Annotated in this window: 19 protein-coding genes; 16 read left to right on the forward strand and 3 right to left on the reverse strand. The window is 66.1% G+C overall.

The window, feature by feature from the left end:
• The first annotated feature begins 240 nt into the window (after nucleotides 1–240).
• From AC07YR_RS07245 to AC07YR_RS07280, 8 genes are all read left to right on the forward strand, one after another.
• Entirely contained in the window at nucleotides 241–450 is a 210-nt protein-coding gene (locus AC07YR_RS07245) for a hypothetical protein (protein WP_494733552.1), read from the forward strand.
• Between the two features lie 398 nt (nucleotides 451–848).
• Nucleotides 849–2,444: a glycoside hydrolase family 68 protein gene (locus tag AC07YR_RS07250; RefSeq protein ID WP_055801323.1), complete on the forward strand. Its 1,596-nt coding sequence runs from the start codon at nucleotides 849–851 to the stop codon at nucleotides 2,442–2,444.
• 222 nt (nucleotides 2,445–2,666) lie between these two features.
• Nucleotides 2,667–3,116 (forward strand): hypothetical protein, encoded by a 450-nt coding sequence (locus AC07YR_RS07255; protein WP_436056497.1) that lies wholly within the window; start codon nucleotides 2,667–2,669, stop codon nucleotides 3,114–3,116.
• 88 nt (nucleotides 3,117–3,204) lie between these two features.
• Nucleotides 3,205–3,666: an Asp23/Gls24 family envelope stress response protein gene (locus tag AC07YR_RS07260; RefSeq protein ID WP_436056498.1), complete on the forward strand. Its 462-nt coding sequence runs from the start codon at nucleotides 3,205–3,207 to the stop codon at nucleotides 3,664–3,666.
• The gene (locus AC07YR_RS07265) at nucleotides 3,663–3,854 is read left to right on the forward strand and encodes a hypothetical protein (protein ID WP_436056499.1); all 192 of its coding nucleotides are present in this window, start codon (nucleotides 3,663–3,665) and stop codon (nucleotides 3,852–3,854) included. The genes AC07YR_RS07260 and AC07YR_RS07265 overlap by 4 nt, the downstream gene beginning before the upstream one ends.
• Entirely contained in the window at nucleotides 3,851–4,234 is a 384-nt protein-coding gene (locus AC07YR_RS07270; RefSeq protein WP_055801313.1) for a hypothetical protein, read from the forward strand. The genes AC07YR_RS07265 and AC07YR_RS07270 overlap by 4 nt, the downstream gene beginning before the upstream one ends.
• On the forward strand, nucleotides 4,231–4,899 hold the full coding sequence (locus AC07YR_RS07275) for a hypothetical protein (RefSeq protein ID WP_494733553.1): 669 nt from the start codon (nucleotides 4,231–4,233) through the stop codon (nucleotides 4,897–4,899). The genes AC07YR_RS07270 and AC07YR_RS07275 overlap by 4 nt, the downstream gene beginning before the upstream one ends.
• Nucleotides 4,896–5,507, forward strand: coding sequence for a hypothetical protein (locus AC07YR_RS07280; RefSeq protein ID WP_436056501.1), 612 nt, complete (start codon nucleotides 4,896–4,898; stop codon nucleotides 5,505–5,507). The genes AC07YR_RS07275 and AC07YR_RS07280 overlap by 4 nt, the downstream gene beginning before the upstream one ends.
• A gap of 40 nt (nucleotides 5,508–5,547) precedes the next feature.
• Here the strand turns inward: AC07YR_RS07280 and AC07YR_RS07285 are convergent, their stop codons facing one another.
• Nucleotides 5,548–7,413 carry a glycoside hydrolase family 13 protein gene (locus tag AC07YR_RS07285; protein WP_494733554.1) on the reverse strand — a complete coding sequence of 622 codons (1,866 nt, stop codon included), beginning with the start codon at nucleotides 7,411–7,413 and terminating at the stop codon, nucleotides 5,548–5,550.
• 109 nt (nucleotides 7,414–7,522) lie between these two features.
• Here AC07YR_RS07285 and AC07YR_RS07290 point away from each other — a divergent pair, with 109 nt between their 5' ends.
• The 5 genes from AC07YR_RS07290 (at nucleotide 7,523) to AC07YR_RS07310 (ending at nucleotide 12,189) form a co-directional block, all read left to right on the forward strand.
• Nucleotides 7,523–8,809, forward strand: a complete 1,287-nt coding sequence (locus tag AC07YR_RS07290) for an ABC transporter substrate-binding protein (protein WP_436056502.1) — start codon at nucleotides 7,523–7,525, stop codon at nucleotides 8,807–8,809.
• A gap of 6 nt (nucleotides 8,810–8,815) precedes the next feature.
• Entirely contained in the window at nucleotides 8,816–9,853 is a 1,038-nt protein-coding gene (locus tag AC07YR_RS07295) for a carbohydrate ABC transporter permease (RefSeq protein ID WP_436056503.1), read from the forward strand.
• Nucleotides 9,850–10,746 carry a carbohydrate ABC transporter permease gene (locus AC07YR_RS07300; RefSeq protein WP_436056504.1) on the forward strand — a complete coding sequence of 299 codons (897 nt, stop codon included), beginning with the start codon at nucleotides 9,850–9,852 and terminating at the stop codon, nucleotides 10,744–10,746. The genes AC07YR_RS07295 and AC07YR_RS07300 overlap by 4 nt, the downstream gene beginning before the upstream one ends.
• An 8-nt stretch (nucleotides 10,747–10,754) precedes the next feature.
• Entirely contained in the window at nucleotides 10,755–11,024 is a 270-nt protein-coding gene (locus AC07YR_RS07305) for a hypothetical protein (RefSeq protein WP_436056505.1), read from the forward strand.
• A 100-nt stretch (nucleotides 11,025–11,124) separates the two neighbouring features.
• The gene (locus AC07YR_RS07310; protein WP_494733555.1) at nucleotides 11,125–12,189 is read left to right on the forward strand and encodes a LacI family DNA-binding transcriptional regulator; all 1,065 of its coding nucleotides are present in this window, start codon (nucleotides 11,125–11,127) and stop codon (nucleotides 12,187–12,189) included.
• A 44-nt stretch (nucleotides 12,190–12,233) separates the two neighbouring features.
• On the opposite strand, the gene AC07YR_RS07315 is transcribed toward AC07YR_RS07310, so the two are convergent.
• Both AC07YR_RS07315 and AC07YR_RS07320 read right to left on the reverse strand, forming a co-directional pair.
• Nucleotides 12,234–13,202 carry a DUF8083 family protein gene (locus AC07YR_RS07315; protein ID WP_494733556.1) on the reverse strand — a complete coding sequence of 323 codons (969 nt, stop codon included), beginning with the start codon at nucleotides 13,200–13,202 and terminating at the stop codon, nucleotides 12,234–12,236.
• Nucleotides 13,203–13,212: 10 nt separating this feature from the next.
• The gene (locus tag AC07YR_RS07320; protein WP_494733557.1) at nucleotides 13,213–14,019 is read right to left on the reverse strand and encodes an exodeoxyribonuclease III; all 807 of its coding nucleotides are present in this window, start codon (nucleotides 14,017–14,019) and stop codon (nucleotides 13,213–13,215) included.
• A 322-nt stretch (nucleotides 14,020–14,341) separates the two neighbouring features.
• Between AC07YR_RS07320 and AC07YR_RS07325 the strand changes: the two genes are divergently transcribed.
• Genes AC07YR_RS07325 through mmsB form a run of 3 tightly spaced genes read left to right on the forward strand, consistent with a single transcriptional unit; the run spans nucleotide 14,342 to nucleotide 17,878 of the window.
• Nucleotides 14,342–15,841, forward strand: a complete 1,500-nt coding sequence (locus AC07YR_RS07325; protein WP_494733558.1) for a CoA-acylating methylmalonate-semialdehyde dehydrogenase — start codon at nucleotides 14,342–14,344, stop codon at nucleotides 15,839–15,841.
• Entirely contained in the window at nucleotides 15,841–16,953 is a 1,113-nt protein-coding gene (locus AC07YR_RS07330) for an enoyl-CoA hydratase/isomerase family protein (RefSeq protein WP_494733559.1), read from the forward strand. The genes AC07YR_RS07325 and AC07YR_RS07330 overlap by 1 nt, the downstream gene beginning before the upstream one ends.
• Nucleotides 16,946–17,878 carry a 3-hydroxyisobutyrate dehydrogenase gene (gene mmsB, locus AC07YR_RS07335; RefSeq protein WP_494733560.1) on the forward strand — a complete coding sequence of 311 codons (933 nt, stop codon included), beginning with the start codon at nucleotides 16,946–16,948 and terminating at the stop codon, nucleotides 17,876–17,878. The genes AC07YR_RS07330 and mmsB overlap by 8 nt, the downstream gene beginning before the upstream one ends.
• Nucleotides 17,879–17,898: the final 20 nt, after the last annotated feature.

A 17,898-nucleotide genomic window follows, 5' to 3' on the forward strand; every position in this document is an offset into this window, starting at 1 on the left:
CCGCCCGCCCGCCCGAGCAGTTTCGACGCGCAAATATCCCTGTGACGCGCAAATGCTCCCGCGCCCCCCGTATTCCGGTGTCGCAAGGTAATTTGCGTGTCGCCAGGCGATTTGCGCGTCGTCAGGATCAGGCTGGCGCGCAGCCCCTGATGATATTCCTGCTGCTATCGGGCCCCGAACCTGAGGCTGGCGCGCATCGTCAGGCTGCGTGACGGAGTCTTCAATCCCGTCAGCAGCGTCATGGCGAGTGTCCCGCTTCTGCTGAGCCATGGCGTCAGCTCCAGGCTCGAGGCCCGGGCGGCGGTTTCGGGGGAGCGGCTGCCGGTAAAGCTCGACGGCGCCGGAATCCTTTCCGTCGATGATGCCTCCCTGACCTCCGGAAAGGTGGGACTGATGGTATTCGACCGCCGGGCAGCGTATCAGGATGTGCGGGCGACAGGCTCCGTTTGAACCCGTCCGGCCGCCGCGTCCAGGTGAATTGCGGGTGGCCAGCGGGTGACTTTTCACACTAAATCTGATTTATCGCGCAACATTTGACTCGAAAAAGTGGATGTGGCACGCGCGCGCAATGGGCAATGTAAGCGCTTGCACAAACGGAGCGAAACTCGGTTTTTAGCCGCTCGAAACACGGCTTGATAAGCCTGCTTATGCGTGCCAGCGTAGAGACCGGCGCAGGAAAGGGTTCCTTTCCGAAGCGCCTTCCGGGGCCCTACCCAAGCCCCGTCCCCCTCGACACAAAGGCGTCCTCGATGACGCCCGCCGTGTCATCGGGAACGCCGGAGTTTCGGGGAATGAGGGCAGATGCCCGTCTTCCACGAATGGTCTCAACTCCGCGAGAAGAGCAACAAATGCACAAGCACCCCAATACACACCGGATGCTGCGGTGGCGCCCTGCCGCCGCAGCACTGGCAACGGCCGTGGCGGCTTCCGCCTTCCTTGCGGTTCCCTCGGCTTTGGCCAACGAACCCTCGGACCCGCCCGCCACCCAGCAGATGCCGGCACCCACGCCCGGCTTCCCGCTGCCCACCGATCACAGCCAGCAGGCGTATGATCCGGCGGCGGACTTCACCTCAAAGTGGACCCGCGCCGACGCCAAGCAGATCATGGCGCAGAGCGACTCCACCGTGGCACCCGGCCAGAACTCCATGAGTCCGGATGTCACCATGCCGGAAATCCCCGAGGATTTCCCCGCCATGAACGACGACGTCTGGGTCTGGGACACCTGGTCCCTCACCGACGAAAATGCGAACCAGATCAGCTACAAGGGCTATGACGTCATCTTTTCCCTGGTGGCTGACCGGCACGCCGGCTACGGCTTCGACCAGCGGCACTGGAACGCCCGGATCGGTTACTTCTTCCGCAAGACCAACGCCGATCCGGCCAAGGACAAGTGGAACTACGGCGGACACCTGTTCCTGGACAACACCTCCATCGGCAACACGGAATGGTCCGGTTCCACCCGCCTGATGCAGGGCAACCAGGTCAACGTGTTCTACACGGCCACCACGTTCTACGACGTTGCCGAGCGCAATGCTGGCGGCGGCGGCATCGCGCCGGACGCTGCCATTGCCAAGGCACTCGGCAACATCCACGCCGACAAGAACGGCGTCACGTTTGACGGCTTCAAGCACACCAAACTGCTGGAACCGGACGGCAAGATGTACCAGAACAAGGCACAGAACCCGGGCTTCGCCTTCCGCGACCCGTACACGTTCGCCGACCCCGCCCACCCGGGCAAGACCTTCATGGTTTTCGAAGGCAACACCGGCGGCAAGCGCGGCGAATACGAGTGCAAGCCCGAGGACCTGGGCTACAAGGCCGGCGACCCGAACGCCGAGAGCCTCAACGAGGTCAACAGCAGCGGCGCCTACTACCAGACCGCCAACGTGGGACTGGCCGTGGCAGACAACAAGGACCTGACCAAATGGTCCTTCCTGCCGCCGGTTCTCTCGGCCAACTGCGTCAACGACCAGACCGAGCGTCCGCAGATCTTCATCCAGAACGAAGGCGGGAAGAACAAGTACTACCTGTTCACCATCAGCCACCAGTTCACCTATGCGGCCGGCATGCGCGGCCCCGACGGTGTCTACGGCTTCGTCGGTGACGGCGTCCGGTCCGACTACCAGCCGATGAACAACAGCGGCCTGGCCCTGGGCTCGCCCACGGACCTCAACCTTCCGTCCGAGTCCCCGGAAGCACCCACTCCGAACCAGAACGGCCGCCAGTTCCAGGCCTACTCGCACTACGTGCAGCCGGGTGGCCTGGTGCAGTCCTTCATCGACAACGTGAACGGCGTCCGCGGCGGCTCACTCTCGCCCACCGTGAAGATCAACTTCCGTGACGGCGTGTCCAAGGTGGACCGCACCTTCGGCAAGAACGGACTCGGTCCGTTCGGTTACCTGCCCACGAACGTCAAGGTTGGCGGCGAAGGCCTCTACAAGTAAGCCTCGTCTGGCTAGCTAGCAGGCGCAGTAAACGGCAGGGCCGTCCGGAACCTCTCCGGGCGGCCCTGCCGCTTTTTTCCCTTATATAGGTAGGACCTTCCGCCCGCCGCTTGGGATCCCGGAGGCCATCCGGGCTAGACTCGCACGCCGGGGACAGAACGCCATCGCCGCCTGAAGCCGGAAACGGAACGGGCGGCACAATCTCGACCAGAAAAGTGACTCTTGAACAACCTCTCACGCACTCTGACCGCAGCCGCCCTCTTCGCCGCACTGGCGCTCACCGCATGCTCCGCGCCCGAAGCCGGCAGCGCGCCGTCGTCGTCCGCTCCCGCAACAGCAGTGGCAACGGCGACACCCACCCCCACCAAAAGCTCCGGACCATACGGGGACTTTTCCTCCGCGGCGGAGGCGTGCACCACCATCTCCCAGCAGGCCACCGGCGCCTCGCTGTTCCCGCTCTCGGCCGCACAGGGCAAAACCGCGGAACTGGAACAGCTCAAAGCGGAGCTCAGCGACACTGCCGAACGCGTGCCGGACGAGCTGAAAGCCGATTTTGCCCACCTCAACGAGGTGGCCGTCGCCGGGCTGAGCGACCAGACGGTGTACTCCAGCGGAAAGTTCGACGCCGCCATGGCCCCCGTTACCGGCTGGCTCGCCGCCAACTGCAAATAGCGGATTCCGGCGTGGCCATTTTCACTGGCGTCCGGCCGCTTGTCGCGGCCAAGGGATAGGGTGGTGTTCAAGAGAAGGGGAGTGCCTGATGGAATACCAGAACCCACATCCCGCGCCGGGGGCCCACGCTGATCCAGCCGTTGCCCTGACGGCCGGCACCGGACGTACCGTCATTTCCGAAACGGCAGTTGCCAAGGTCGCCGGCATCGCAGCCCGGGCCGTTCCGGGAGTGTATTCGCTCGGCACCGGTCCGTCCCGCGCCCTCGGAGCCATCCGCGATGCCGTCGGCAGCTCGGACCATGCCGCCGGCGTCCACGCAGAGGTCGGCGAGACGCAGGTGGCAGTGGACATCAACCTCGTGGCCGTCTACGGGACCCCGCTGCACTCCCTGGCGAACCAGGTACGTGCCGCCGTCTACACCGCCGTCGAAGAGCTCGTGGGCCTGCAGGTCATCGAGGTAAACGTGGAGATCAATGACGTCTACGTGGCGGGGCCGGCAAAGCCCGGACTGCCCGCGGAAGCCCGGACCGAAAGGGAGGCCATCCAGTGAACCTGACCGTGGTGGGAATTGCAGTGGGCGCCTTCGTGGCCTTTATGGCTTTCCAGTTCGGCGTCTGGGGCTTCCTGGTCTCGCTGCTTTTCATGGGGATCGGAGCCCTCCTTGGCCGTGCCGCGGAAGGGAAACTTGACCTGCGCAGCGTGTTCGACGCCATCACCGGCCGGCGCTCGTCCTCATGAGCAGCACGGCCGGAACCGTGGCCGGCGGCTCCGTGATGGCCGGGCACAACCGCATCAGTACCCAGGCGCTCACCAGCCTTGCCCGGGCCGCCGCCGCTGAAGCGCTGGGCGTCCCGGCACACGACGTCCGGGCAGACTGGTCCGACGACGACGGCCTGCTGGCCCTCTCGCTGGTCCTCCCGATCAGGATTCCGCCGCTCACCACGGTCCTGCGCGACCCCGGCCGGGTCGCCGGCTTCGGCGGCTCCATCCGGGACCGCGCCGTCGCGGCCAGATCCGTGATCCTGCACCGCGTTGCGGAGCTTAGCGGGGCGCAGCTGAGCCGGGTGGACATCCGCATCAGCGGCGCCGCCATCAGCGAAGGGGGAAGGGTCCAGTGAACAACGCCACCGACGTCCGCTCAAAGGGCAGCCACGCGGCAGGCAACGGGGAATCCGGTGCAGCCTCCGCGGTCAGCGCCCCGGACCCCCGCGGCGCCGGCATGCGCCGGATCCTGGACCGCGAAACACGCTCCTCCCGTGCAGGGGTGGCCGGAATCGCTGCTGTCCTGGTGATCATCCTGTGCGGCTACGGACTCCTCGAGGCCGCAGTCCGTGCGATCGGGCAGCCGCCGTGGCTCATCGATCCGCAGACCGCCGCGGAACGCATCATCGCGCTCCCGCAGGGCATCCCCCCGCTGCTGCTCGGCGCCATCGGAGCCGTGACGGCCATGGCGGGTCTGTTCTTCTTCCTTAATGCAGTGCTGCCCGGCCGCCGCGCCCGGCACCTGCTTCCGGACCGCCGCGCCGGAGTGGTGGCTGATGACGAAGTGATCGCCTCCGCCCTTGCCCGCCGTGCCAGGCTGGCCGCAAACGTCACGCAGGAACAGGTGATGGTGGTGGTGTCCCAACGGCAGGTGATAGTCAACGTGCGGCCCACCTCGGGCGTGCCGGTCAGCGAAAACGCCGTCCTGGCAGCCGTGCTCGACGAGCTGCGGGACATGGCTCCGGAACCGATGCCCGAAGTGCGCGTCAATGTGGCCACGTCAGGAGTGATCGGGGCATGAACAACACCCCCAGGACGCTGAACAGGATCCTGATCGGAATCCTCGGACTGAAACTGCTCGCCATCGGACTCTTACTGGTTGTGCTGGCCGCCGTCCCCGCGGCGGCATCATGGTGGCAGCAGTGGTCCGCCGGTGTATGGAGCGGAATGAGCCAGCTGCTACAGCGCACCAACATTCCCGGCCGCCAGGAAAGCTGGCTCTGGGCGGTCCTTGCGCTGCTACTCGCAGTGGTCATTGCCTTGATGGTCGCCTGGGTGGCCCAGCAGGGCAAGGGCCGCGCCGGCCTGATCCTTGCCGAGGACGACGCCGAGGGCGTCCCCGGCAATGTGCGGATCGGCGGCGGCGTTGCCGAGCAGGCGCTGCGGGCGGCGTTGGCCGAACGGCAGGACCTGGCCGGCGCCACCGTGGCCACCTACGAGGTCCGGGGGGAGCCCGCGCTGAAGATCCGGCTGCAGCCCCGGCAGGGAGTGGCTCCGCACCTCCTCGCCGCGGATGTCTCGGCCCTCGTGGAGGCGCTCGACGCCGTCGTCGGCAAACGCATCCCGGTGCTGATCCACATCGGCACCGGCGCCCGTTCCCGGTTCAGCCGCGCGGAACGCGTCCGCTAGCCCCCGCGCGCCAGACAGCCACGAGCCAGGTCTCCGTCAGCTAGATCGCCACGAGGTAGGCGGCCGAGTTCGGCGCAAGTTTCCGTGTGCCTCCCGGCACCGTCCCGGATTCCGTCGGGCCGTCCGTCACCGCCTCCGGCCTGCTGGCAAGGGCAACCCGGTAGCCCCCCGGCAGCGCGGCCGCGGCGATGCCCATGTTGGCGACCACCAGGACATCCCTGTTCTGGAAAGCGAGCACACCCTCCTCGGGAGCATGCACATCGGCCCAGCGGAAGGTTCCTGCGCCCAGCCGGTGTTCCTTGCGGAGTGCCAGCGCGGCACGGTACAGCTCTAAGGTGGAACCGTCGACGCCGTCCTGCCGGTCCGCGGCCAGTTCACCGAATGATTTCGGCTGGGGGAGCCAGGGGGCGGCGGGCGCGCTGCCGGTGAACCCGGACGCGAATCCGTAGCCGGGCTCGGCAGCTTTCCATGGGAGCGGCACACGGCAGCCGTCGCGCCCCCGCTCCACTCCGTTGGTTCGGAAGAACGTGGGGTCCTGGCGGGCTTCGGCCGGGACCGTGGTGTGCTCCGGCAGGCCCAGTTCTTCCCCCTGGTAGAGATAAGCCGAGCCGGGGAGGGCAAGTGAAACCATGGTGGCTGCCCGGGCACGCGCGAGGCCCAGCCGGGCGTCGGGCTGTTCGTCTTCGGCGGCGATGCCCTTCGGAAACGTGGTGGGGTCCTTCAGCCCGAAGCGGGTGGTGTGCCGGACCGTGTCGTGGTTGCTGAGGACCCAGGTTGTGGTGGCTCCCACCGTGGCGGCAGCCCGCAGTGAATCCTCAACGGCCACGGCCGTCCGCTCCGCATCCCAGCCCGCCAGCAGGAAGTCGAAGTTGAACGCCTGCTGCATTTCATCGGGCCGGACGTACCGTGCCAGCCGCTCGGCCGGCTCCACCCAGGCCTCGGCCACCATCATGCGGTCGCCGTCGTACTCGGCCAGCACCCGGTTCCAGTCGCGGTAGATGTCGTGCACGCCGTCCTGGTCAAAGAAGGGCGACGGCGGGTAAAGCGGCGAGACCACCTGGTGCTCGTCGGCGGAATCAGCGGCAGCGTGGGCGCGGTGCGGCTCCTCGGCCTCGGTGTGGCCGCCGTGGGCTTCGCCCGGCAGTTCGCTGGCTCCTTCCACCATCGCAGCGGAGCCCTCCCAGTCCGGCAGGCCCGCTTCCTTGACCATGCCGTGGGCCACGTCCACACGGAAGCCGTCCACGCCGCGGTCCAGCCAGAACCGCAGCACGGAGCGCATTTCCTCCTGGACCTCGGCGTTGTCCCAGTTCAGGTCCGGCTGCTTGGTGTCGAAGAGGTGCAGGTACCATTGGCCGGGCCTGCCGTCGGCCTCCGTGACGCGGGTCCAGGCCGGTCCGCCGAAGATGGATTTCCAGTTGTTCGGCGCCAGGTCGCCGTCTCCCGATCCGGGGACGGAATCCTTGCCCGGCCGGAACATGTACCGGTCGCGCTCGCGCGAACCCGGGGCCGCGGCGAGCGCCGCCTGGAACCAGGCGTGTTCGTCCGAGGTGTGGTTGGGGACCAGGTCAACGATGACCTTCAAGCCCAGCCGGTGAGCTTTCTGCAACATCTCATCGAAGTCCGCCAGGGCGCCGAAAAGCGGATCCACCTCACGGTAATCCGCCACGTCATACCCGGCGTCGGCCTGCGGCGACTTGTAGAAGGGGGACAGCCACACGGCATCCACGCCGAGCCCCTGCAAGTAGTCCAAATGCGCCGTCACACCGCTCAGATCGCCCATGCCGTCTCCGTTGGCATCGGCAAAGGACCGCGGGTAGACCTGGTATACGACGGCGCTGGCCCACCACTTCGGAATCGAGGAACCGTCTGTCGGGACTGGGCTGTGTGCCACAGATATCCTTTCCATAAACTTCGGTGTAAACGCTTGCATTTCTCACCGCAACGTTACTAGTGTGATGGGCACCACTTCAACCGCACCGCCGATTTTGCTCGACACTCAGCGAGGAGTCTCCTTTATGAAATCCCCTAAGTTCCTTTTGCCGGCCGCTGCCGCCGGCGTCCTAGCGTTAACCCTGTCCGCCTGCGGAGGCGGCGGCGGCACCACGGGCGGGGGTGGCGGCGGCGACGCTGAACAAGGCCTCGACGGCCGCGGCCCCATCACCTACGTCCAGGGCAAGGACAACAGCAACGTCGTCCGCCCGCTGGTCGACAAATGGAATGCCGAGCACCCGAACGAGAAGGTTACGTTCAAGGAGCAGACCGACCAGGCGGACCAGCAGCACGATGACCTGGTCCAGCACTTCCAGGCGAAGGACGCCGGCTACGACGTCGTCGATGTCGACGTCGTCTGGACAGCCGAGTTCGCGGCCAAGGGCTGGCTCCAACCGCTCAAGGACAAGATGGCGCTCGACACATCCGCCATGCTCAAGCCGACGGTGGAGAGCGGCACCTACAAGGGGACCCTTTACGCGGCCCCGCAGACCTCAGACGGCGGTATCCTCTACTACCGCAAGGATCTGGTTCCCACCGCACCCAAGACGTGGGAAGAAATGATGGGCATGTGCTCCATCGCCAAGGCCAATAACATCGGCTGCTACGCGGGCCAGTTCAGCAAGTACGAGGGCCTGACAGTCAACGCTTCCGAGGCCATCAACTCCTTCGGCGGCTCCGTGCTGGACAAGGACGGCAAGCCCAGCCTGAACACGGCTGATGCCAAGGCAGGCCTCGAGAACCTGGCGAAGGCCTACGCTGACGGCAACATCCCCAAGGAAGCTATCACGTACAAGGAAGAAGAAAGCCGGCAGGCATTCCAGGACGGCAAGCTGCTGTTCCTGCGCAACTGGCCGTACGTCTACAACCTGGCCACCACTGAAGGGTCCTCCAAGGTGAAGGACGTCCTGGGCATGACCGCCCTTCCGGGCAAGGACGGCCCGGGTGCCTCCTCGCTCGGCGGCCACAACCTCGCTGTCAGTGTCTACTCGAAGAACAAGGCCACGGCCCTGGACTTCCTGAAGTTCATGACCTCGGAAGAAACCGAGAAGTTCTATGCCACCCAGGGCTCGCTGGCCCCGGTACTGGGCTCGCTGTACGAGGACAAGGAACTCGTCGCCAAGCTGCCGTACCTTCCGGTCTTGAAGACCTCCATCGAGAACGCCGTGCCGCGTCCGGTATCGCCGTTCTACCCGGCGGTTACCAAGGCCATCCAGGAAAATGCATACTCTGCCATCAAGGGGGAGAAAACCGTGGAATCTGCTTTGTCGGACATGCAAAAGTCCATCGAATCCGCTAGCGCGGGACAGTAGCCACTCATGGCAACCGAATTGGGCCCGACGCCGGTAAAGTCACCGGCGTCGGGCGGTACCCCGATCCATCACGGACCCAAGGGGGTCGGTGAGGACAACAAGATCCTCAGTCAGGGCAAGTGGGCTTCCTGGCTCCTCGCCCCCACCATCATCGCCCTGGCCATCGTGATCGTTTACCCGATCATCAGCGCCATCGTGATGTCCTTCCAGAAGGATGCCGGCCTCGATCCGGTCACCGGGCTGTTCACCGCAGGCGGGCCGGCAGGCGTCCAGAACTACGTGAACTGGCTTGCTCAGCAGTGTGCGGCCCCCGGCGGCGGAACGGTGGCATGCCCGCCCGGAACCCTCGGCGGCCAGTTCTGGTCAGCCACGGCAACAACGTTCTTCTTCACCGTGGTGACCGTGACGCTGGAGACCGTTCTCGGTTTCTGGATGGCCCTCATCATGGCCAGGACGTTCCGCGGCCGCAGCCTGGTCCGTGCAGCAGTCCTGGTTCCGTGGGCCATTCCCACCGCCGTGACCGCCAAGCTCTGGCTGTTCATTTTCGCCTTCGAAGGCATCGCCAACAAGCTGTTCAACACCACCATCCTGTGGACGGGCAGTGAGTGGCCGGCCAAGTGGGCCGTGATCATCGCAGACGTCTGGAAGACCACGCCGTTCATGGCACTGCTGATCCTCGCAGGCCTCCAGATGATTCCTGCGGAGGTCTATGAGGCCGCCAAGGTTGACGGCGCCACCACCTGGCAGCGGTTCCGGATGATCACCCTTCCGCTGGTCAAGCCGGCGCTGATGGTGGCGGTCCTGTTCCGTACGCTGGATGCACTGCGGATGTTCGACCTCCCGTACATCCTGACCGGCGGCGCCAACAACACCACTACGCTGTCCATCCTGGTGATCAACCAAATCAGGCAAGGGTTCAACGCGGCTGCGGCATTGTCCACGATTACGTTCATCATCATCTTCCTGGTTGCGTTCATCTTTGTGCGCTTCCTGGGTGCGAACGTCGTGGAACAAAGCGGAGCCACTGGTAAGGGGAAGAAATGAGCGCCGGGACAGCCACGACTGCCCTCAGGGCACAGCAGGACAGGGGCCGGAAGGCTGCCCAGAACAGGGAGAAGTGGGCGCAGGGACGCACGTACATCAGCGCCGTCGTCGTCCTGATCTGGTGCCTGGCGCCGGCCTACTGGATGGTGGTGACGGCATTCCGCGATGTGGGCTTCACCTACGACACTTCGATCCTGCCCACCCATGTCACGCTGGATAACTTCAATACGGCCTTCGATACATCCTTCGGCAACAGGTTCGGCCAGGCGCTGCTCAACAGTATTTTCATCGGCGTCGTCGTCACGGTAGTGTCGCTGCTGATCGGTGTGTTCGCCGCCTACGCGCTGGCCCGCCTGAACTTCCGGTTCAAGTATCTGGTGCTGGGCTTCATCCTGGGGGCGTCCATGTTCCCGGGCGTCGCCCTCATCACCCCGCTGTTCCAGCTCTTCACCAACATCGGCTGGATGGGCACTTACCAGGCGCTGATCATCCCGAACATCTCCTTCGTGCTGCCTCTGACCGTGTACACGATGACCTCTTTCTTCCGCGAAATGCCGTGGGAACTCGAGGAATCGGCACGGGTGGACGGCTGCACGCAGGGCCAGGCGTTCCGGAAGGTCATCCTGCCGCTGGCGGCACCGGCCATCTTCACCACAGCCATCCTGGCGTTCATCTCCTCCTGGAATGAATTCCTGATCGCCAGCCAGCTGTCCAGCGACGCGACCCAGCCGGTGACGGTGGCAATTGCCAGCTTCGCCGGAGCGCAGCCAAACCAGATTCCGTACACGGCCATCATGGCCGCCGGAACCATCGTCACCATTCCACTGGTGATCCTGGTCCTGGTCTTCCAGCGCAAGATTGTTGCCGGCCTCACCGCCGGCGCTGTTAAGTGATCCGTCGCGTGGCAGGTTCGGCAACGGGCAAGGAACAGAACCAGGGGCTCGTTCGCAGTGAGCACAAGCGTGCCCGCTCGGGTGAGGATTTCGACATCATCATCGGCTTCCTGGGCTTCTGGGCCGTCGTCCTGCTGGTGGTCACCGTCTGGATGGAGGTGACCGCCCAGCCGGCCCTCGGCTGGGCGCTGGGCCTGCTGGCCACGCTGCTGGCGCTGTACGGGATGGTGCGGCTCCGCCGGCGCCTGCCGGCCAGGACCGCTACACGTAAGAAATAGGAGCTGATCAAAGGCTCAAAGCTGAAGCGGAATAGACTGGCTTGTTGCCGCAGGAACACCCAGGTAGCAAGAATCTGCGAACAGCAAGCAAGGGGAATCCGTGGCACGCACAACAGACAGGGCTCAACGGGGCGGCCATTCCGGCGTCAGCATTGAGGACGTCGCCGCAGCAGCCGGGGTTTCCACAGCGACAGTCTCGCGCGCAGTCCGCGGACTGCCCAGGGTTTCGCCGGCCACCCGGGAAAAAATTCTCGAGGTGGCCGGCGCTTTGGGCTACGTGGCATCTTCCTCCGCGTCGGGCCTGGCCACCGGGCGGACAAAAACCATCGGTGTGCTGGCGCCGTTCGTCAGCCGCTGGTTCTTCTCCAAGGCGATCGAGGGCGCGGACCGGGAACTGCACGCGCGCCAGTACAACCTCTCGTTGTTCAACCTGGGCGGCCACGGCAGCAACCGCGAGCGGCTCTTCAGCAAGACCATGGTCTACAAGCAGATCGATGCCCTCCTGGTGCTTTGTATGGCGCTGACCCATGAGGAACTCGAACACCTGCAGAAGATTGACATTCCCCTGGTGGTGGTCGGCGGCCACGTGGAGGAGTGCCCCTACATCGGCATTGACGACTACGCCGCGGCGTCCACTGCCGTCCGGCACCTGATCAGCCTGGGCCACAAGGACATCGCGCTACTGCACGGCGACGACGAAACCGACCTCAACTTCGATGTTCCCCGCGTCCGTATCAAGGCGTTCCAGGACGTCATGGCAGGATCCGGGCTGACGGTGCGCCCGGAATGGGACGAGTGGGGCGACTTCACGGTGCGCAGCGGCCAGGACGCCTTCACCAGGATGTGGGCCCGGCCCGGCCCGAAGCCCACCGCCATCTTCTGCGCGTCGGACGAGATGGCCATGGGGGTCATTTTCGAGGCCACCAAAATGGGCGTACGGATCCCTGAGGACCTGTCCGTCATCGGGATCGACGACCATGACTTCTCGGACGCCATGGGGCTGACCACCGTGAGGCAGCGGCCTGACGAACAGGCCGAACTGGGCACCAAGATGCTGCTGGACGAACTGGACGGCGCCGTGGGGGCGGTCCGCTCACAGGTCGCGCCCCACCAGCTGATCGTTAGAAGGACGACGGCGCCGCCCCCGTCCCGCGCGCAGGTTTAGCCGCGCACAGGTTTAGCCGCGCACAGGTTTAGCCGCGCACAGGTTTAGGAGGCCCGCGCCAGCTGCCTGATGGGAATCCAGCGCGAGGCCAGCCGGCGGTAGGCAGCCGCGGCTCCGGTCATGTCCCCCTCAGCCAGGCATTCGATGCCCAGGCGCACGTCCATGGGCGACTCATCCGGGTACACCTTGTCCGCCACCGCACCGTAATCCAGTTCCACGACCGAACCGGGGTGGAAGAGTTCCAGCCACTCGGTCAGCTGGGTCATGTCGTCCAGCATGTCCAGGTCGGGGGCTGCCAGGGCAAGGTTGGCTACGGCATAGCGGACGCGTTCCAGCGCTGCACCGATCGGTGCCCATACCCGGACCGTGATGATCCGTCCGTCCGACTCCACCACATCCTGGGGGTCGGATTCCTGGAATAGCGAGAACCAGCTGAAAGGGATGCCCCAGGTGGACGCCCGCGTGTGGACGCGGCTGGTGCCCTCGCGGGCCTTCACCAGGTCAATGCGCTCCTGGTGCTTGTCCCGCTGTTCCTCCGGAATCAGCAGCTCAGCGAGCGGACCGTGGATACCCTCCATGAGGGCGTTGGCAGCCAGTCCGGCCCGCAGCACGAGCTGGCTGGGACAGTACAGCAGAGCCTGTTCTTCACTACCGGCGCCTGCAGCGGCGGTGCCGGCAACGGCGTCACCGGGCCCGCCGGCGTCGGACGTCCCGGACGCATCGGGTGCGCCGGAAGACTTCTGCGTCATTGGCTGTTTCGGCTCCGGGGGAGCCGGAATGACCCGGACCAGGTCGGTGCGCCCGGTGGGGAAGGGGTCGCCGCCGGGGCGGGTGATCCGGCCGAGGGACGCCTGCAGCTCAGCGTTTTCCACCGCCGCGCGGGAAGCAGTCCTGGCACCCGCCGCCCGGAGCGCTGCGCGTTGATCCTCCGGAAAAGCGGTGAGCGGCTCGTAGATCCGCAGTGCGGAGGAGAAAGGCAGGCCCGCCTGGCCCCGGTAGATGTTGCCCGTCATCGCGGCCCCATCAGTCGGCCAGTTCCACGATGACCGGAGCGTGGTCCGAAGCGCCCTTGCCCTTGCGTTCCTCGCGGTCGATCGAGGCACCGGTCACGCGGGCGGCGAGGGCGGGGGAGGCCAGGACGAAGTCGATACGCATGCCCTCTTTCTTGGGGAAGCGGAGCTGCGTGTAGTCCCAGTAGGTGTAGATGCCCGGGCCCGGCGTGTGCGGACGGACGACGTCCTGGAACCCGGCGGCTTCGAAGGCGTGGAAGGCGGCGCGCTCGGGTTCGCTGACATGGGTCATGGCGTTGGCGCGGAAGAAGTCAATGTCCCAGACGTCGTCGTCCTGCGGTGCGATGTTCCAGTCGCCCATCAGGGCGATCTGCGCCTCGGGGTTATCAGTGACCCAGGTCTGGGCGTGCGTTTTCAGCATGTCCAGCCAGCTGAGCTTGTAGGGCATGTGCTCGTCATCGAGGGAGCGGCCGTTGGGAACATAGAGGCTCCACACCCGGACGCCGCCGCAGGTGGCGCCGATGGCGCGGGCCTCCTGAACGGGGTCTTTTCCGTTCTTGCCGAAGACCGGCTGGTCAAGGAAGGAGCGTTCCACGTCCTCAAGCCCCACGCGCGAGACGATGGCCACGCCGTTCCACTGGCTCACGCCGAAGTGGGCCACCTCGTAGCCCATGCGCTCAAAGAGTTCCCAGGGGAAATTGTCGTCCTTGCACTTGGTTTCCTGGATGGCCAGCACGTCGCAGTCACTGCGCTCGAGCCAGGCCTCCACACGGTCGGCGCGGGCACGGAGGGAGTTCACATTCCAGGTAGCAATCTTCACAGTTCCTAACTTACCGAACTTGGGCGCCGGGCATCTGTCCAGCGCAGCTCTTTGCCGCCGTCGTGACCCTGTTTCGCCAAGAAGGTGGGCAAACACGCGGGGCGCACGGCGACTACGGGGACGGAAGCCAGCAAAGAAGGTCACGACGGCGGGCCCCACCGGGTCGCCACCTCGCCGTCGCCCGCCCCGGCGGCGCTCAGCGGCGCTCGACGGCGGTGGCCAGGGGGCGCGCGCGGCCCTCCCGCACTCTGGAATTTAGTAGGAAGTCCGAGTATATTCAGCTTCAGGATGATGTAGGTCACATGCAAAGGAGCATTCCGCCATGGTTCGCGAGCTTTCCCATTACATAGACGGGCAAAGGGTTGAAGGCACCTCCGGGCGCTTCAGCGACGTCTACGATCCCTGCACCGGGCAGGTCCAGGCCAGGCTGCCGCTGGCCAGCGCCGAGGAAGTCCGCAACGCCATCGCCAGCGCGGAGAAGGCCCAGGTGGAGTGGGGCGCCATGAATCCCCAGCGCCGCGGCCGGATCCTGCTGAAATTCGTGGACCTGGTGAACGAGCACATCGACGAACTCGCCGCGTTGCTCTCCTCCGAACACGGCAAGACCCTCCCGGACGCCAAGGGGGACATCCAGCGCGGCATCGAGGTGGTGGAATTCGCTGCCGGCGCCCCGCACCTGCTCAAGGGCGAGTTCTCGGACAACGCCGGGACCGGCATCGACGTGCATTCGCTGCGCCAGCCCCTCGGCGTGGTGGCCGGCATTACGCCGTTCAACTTCCCTGCGATGATTCCGCTGTGGAAGTCCGGACCGGCCCTGGCCGCAGGCAACGCGTTCATCCTCAAGCCCTCGGAGCGCGACCCTTCGGTACCGCTGCGCCTCGCCGAATTGTTCACCGAAGCGGGAGTCCCGGACGGTGTGTTCAACGTGGTCAACGGGGGCAAGGAAGCAGTGGACGCCCTCCTCGAGGACGAGCGGGTGAAGGCCATCGGCTTCGTGGGCTCCACCCCGATCGCCCAGTACATCTACGCCACGGCGGCCGCCCACGGCAAGCGCGCACAGTGCTTCGGCGGAGCTAAGAACCACATGGTGATCATGCCGGATGCGGACCTGGACATGGCTGTGGATGCACTGATGGGAGCAGGCTACGGCTCCGCCGGCGAACGCTGCATGGCCATCTCCGTGGCCGTCCCGGTGGGCAAGGAAACGGCCGACGCCCTGGTCTCCAAGCTGGAGGAACGCGTCAAGCACCTCCGGGTGGGGCACAGCCTGGACAAGGACTCGGACTTCGGGCCCGTGGTGGCAGCGTCCGCCAAGGAACGGATCGAAGGCTACATCCAGTCCGGCGTGGATGAGGGCGCCACCCTGGTGACAGACGGCCGCGGCCTCACCGTGGACGGCTACGACGGCGGATTCTGGGTGGGCCCCACCCTCTTCGACAACGTCACCAAGGACATGAAGATCTACAAGGAGGAAATCTTCGGGCCCGTGCTGAGCGTCCTCCGCGCCTCCGATTACGACGAAGCCCTCCGGCTCTGCAGCGAGCATGAGTTCGGCAACGGCGTGGCCATTTTCACCCGCGACGGCGACGCCGCCCGTGACTTCGCCAGCCGTGTGCAGGTGGGTATGGTGGGCATCAACGTTCCCATCCCGGTGCCCATCGCCTACTACACGTTCGGCGGCTGGAAGGCTTCCGGCTTCGGGGACCTGAACCAGCATGGGGCCGACGCGTTCCGTTTCTACACCAAGACCAAGACCGTGACCACCCGCTGGCCCTCCGGCATCCGGCAGGGCGCCAGCTACGTGATGCCGGAAGGCAGCTGATGAGCGCAGGACCTACCGCAGGTACGAACACGGCAAGCCCCGATGAGACGCCCACTGACGAGGTCCTGTTTGAGCGGCGCGGCCACCTCGGCGTCATCACGCTGAACCGGCCCAGGGCGGTGAACGCGCTCACCGCAGGCATGGCGGCCGCCATGCTGGAACAGCTCACTGCATGGGCGGACGACGACGGCGTGGCCACAGTTCTGGTGCACGGCTCCGGGGAGCGGGGGTTGTGCGCTGGGGGCGACATCGTGGCCATCTATGAGGACATGCTGGCGGGCGGTGACGCCACCGCGGACTTCTGGCGCACCGAGTACCGGCTGAACGCACTGATCGACGGGTACCCCAAGCCGTATGTGGCCTTTATGGACGGCCTGGTGCTGGGCGGCGGTGTGGGGATCTCGGCGCACGGGTCCGTGCGTGTGGTCACCGAACGCACCCGCACCGGCATGCCGGAGACCACCATCGGTTTTGTGCCCGACGTCGGCGGCACCCTGCTGCTGGCCCGCTCGCCGGGGGAGGCGGGCACCCATGCGGCCCTGACGGGCGCCCACCTGAGCGGCGCGGATGCCCTGTTCCTGGGCCTGGCGGACCACTTTGTGGCGTCCGGGAACCTTCCCGCGCTGGCGGCCGCGCTGGAAACCGAAACGGCGGAAGCCGCCGTCGGACGCTTCGCGGAGACGCCGCCGGTGTCGGTGCTGGCCGGGCAGCGGGACTGGATCGATTCCTGCTACGCAAGTGACGACGCGGAGGACATCCTCCGCAGGCTCCGCACCTTCGACGGCGAAGCCGCCGCTGAGGCGGCTGAGGCGGCGGACACCATCGAGGCGAAGTCGCCCACTTCCGTGAAGGTGGCGCTGGCATCGCTCCGCCGCGCGCGTGGCCTGAGCCTGGCGGAAGTCCTCGCCGAGGAGTACCGCGTGGGCCTGCGGTTCCTGGCCCGCGCGGACTTCCGCGAAGGCATCCGCGCCCAGGTGGTGGACAAGGACCGGAACCCGCAGTGGAAGCCGGCCACGCTGCACGAGGTCTCCGCCGCCGACGTCGCCAGGTTCTTCGAGCCGCTGGGGGACCGGGAGCTCAACCTGCAATCTAAGGAGGCCCGCAATGTCTGAAACAACAGGAGCCGGGAACCGGGGACACGTGGCGTTCCTCGGGCTGGGACACATGGGCGGGCCCATGGCCGTCAACCTGGTCAAGGCCGGGTACACGGTGGCAGGGTTCGACGTGGTGCCCGCAGCGCTGGACGCGGCCCGGGAGCACGGTGTGCCCACCGTGGCGTCACCGGCCGAAGCTGTGGCCGGTGCGGATGTGGTGCTCACAATGTTCCCCAGCGGCCAGCATGTCCTGGATGCCTACCGCGGGTCGGGCGGCCAGCCGGGCCTGCTGGACGTGGCCGGACCGGGCACCATGTTCCTGGACTGCTCCACCATCAATGTGGACGAAGCCCGCGCAGCGTCAGCGATCGCCGTTGCCGCAGGCCACCGGGCCGTGGACGCCCCCGTCTCGGGAGGCGTGGTGGGTGCCGAGGCCGGAACCCTGACCTTCATGGTGGGCGCACTCGCTGAGGACTTCGACGCCGTGCGGCCCCTGCTGGAAGTGATGGGCAAGCGCGTGGTCCATTGCGGCGGCCACGGGGCGGGCCAGGCCGCGAAGGTCTGCAACAACCTGATCCTGGGTGTTTCCATGATCGCGGTGAGCGAAGCGTTCGTGCTCGGCGAGAAGCTGGGGCTCACGCACCAGGCCCTCTTCGACGTTGCGTCCGCGGCATCCGGGCAGTGCTGGGCGCTGACCACCAACTGCCCCGTTCCGGGGCCGGTGCCCACCAGCCCCGCCAACCGCGACTATCAGCCGGGATTCGCCGGCGCGCTGATGGCCAAGGACCTCAAGCTGGCCCTGAACGCGCTGCAAAGCACCGGAGTGGCCGCCCGGATGGGCCCGCTGGCATCGGAGATCTACGATACGTTTGCGGCTGAAGGCGGGGCGGGCCGGGACTTCTCCGGCATCATCACGGATATCCGGGACAAGTCCGCGCACTAGGCAGTTTTCGAAGCAGAACC

The sequence above is a fragment of the Arthrobacter sp. GW460-12-1-14-TSB2 genome (assembly GCF_059423525.1).

Excerpts from the sequence above, each read along its gene's own strand:
- AC07YR_RS07245 (WP_494733552.1), top strand. The coding sequence starts at position 241 with ATGGCGAGTGTCCCGCTTCTGCTGAGCCATGGCGTCAGCTCCAGGCTC.
- AC07YR_RS07290 (WP_436056502.1), top strand. The coding sequence starts at position 7,523 with ATGAAATCCCCTAAGTTCCTTTTGCCGGCCGCTGCCGCCGGCGTCCTA.
- AC07YR_RS07260 (WP_436056498.1), top strand. The coding sequence starts at position 3,205 with ATGGAATACCAGAACCCACATCCCGCGCCGGGGGCCCACGCTGATCCA.
- AC07YR_RS07250 (WP_055801323.1), top strand. The coding sequence starts at position 849 with ATGCACAAGCACCCCAATACACACCGGATGCTGCGGTGGCGCCCTGCC.
- AC07YR_RS07280 (WP_436056501.1), top strand. The coding sequence starts at position 4,896 with ATGAACAACACCCCCAGGACGCTGAACAGGATCCTGATCGGAATCCTC.
- AC07YR_RS07325 (WP_494733558.1), top strand. The coding sequence starts at position 14,342 with ATGGTTCGCGAGCTTTCCCATTACATAGACGGGCAAAGGGTTGAAGGC.
- AC07YR_RS07270 (WP_055801313.1), top strand. The coding sequence starts at position 3,851 with ATGAGCAGCACGGCCGGAACCGTGGCCGGCGGCTCCGTGATGGCCGGG.
- AC07YR_RS07315 (WP_494733556.1), bottom strand. The coding sequence starts at position 13,202 with ATGACGGGCAACATCTACCGGGGCCAGGCGGGCCTGCCTTTCTCCTCC.
- mmsB (WP_494733560.1), top strand. The coding sequence starts at position 16,946 with ATGTCTGAAACAACAGGAGCCGGGAACCGGGGACACGTGGCGTTCCTC.
- AC07YR_RS07285 (WP_494733554.1), bottom strand. The coding sequence starts at position 7,413 with ATGGAAAGGATATCTGTGGCACACAGCCCAGTCCCGACAGACGGTTCC.
- AC07YR_RS07300 (WP_436056504.1), top strand. The coding sequence starts at position 9,850 with ATGAGCGCCGGGACAGCCACGACTGCCCTCAGGGCACAGCAGGACAGG.
- AC07YR_RS07295 (WP_436056503.1), top strand. The coding sequence starts at position 8,816 with ATGGCAACCGAATTGGGCCCGACGCCGGTAAAGTCACCGGCGTCGGGC.
- AC07YR_RS07330 (WP_494733559.1), top strand. The coding sequence starts at position 15,841 with ATGAGCGCAGGACCTACCGCAGGTACGAACACGGCAAGCCCCGATGAG.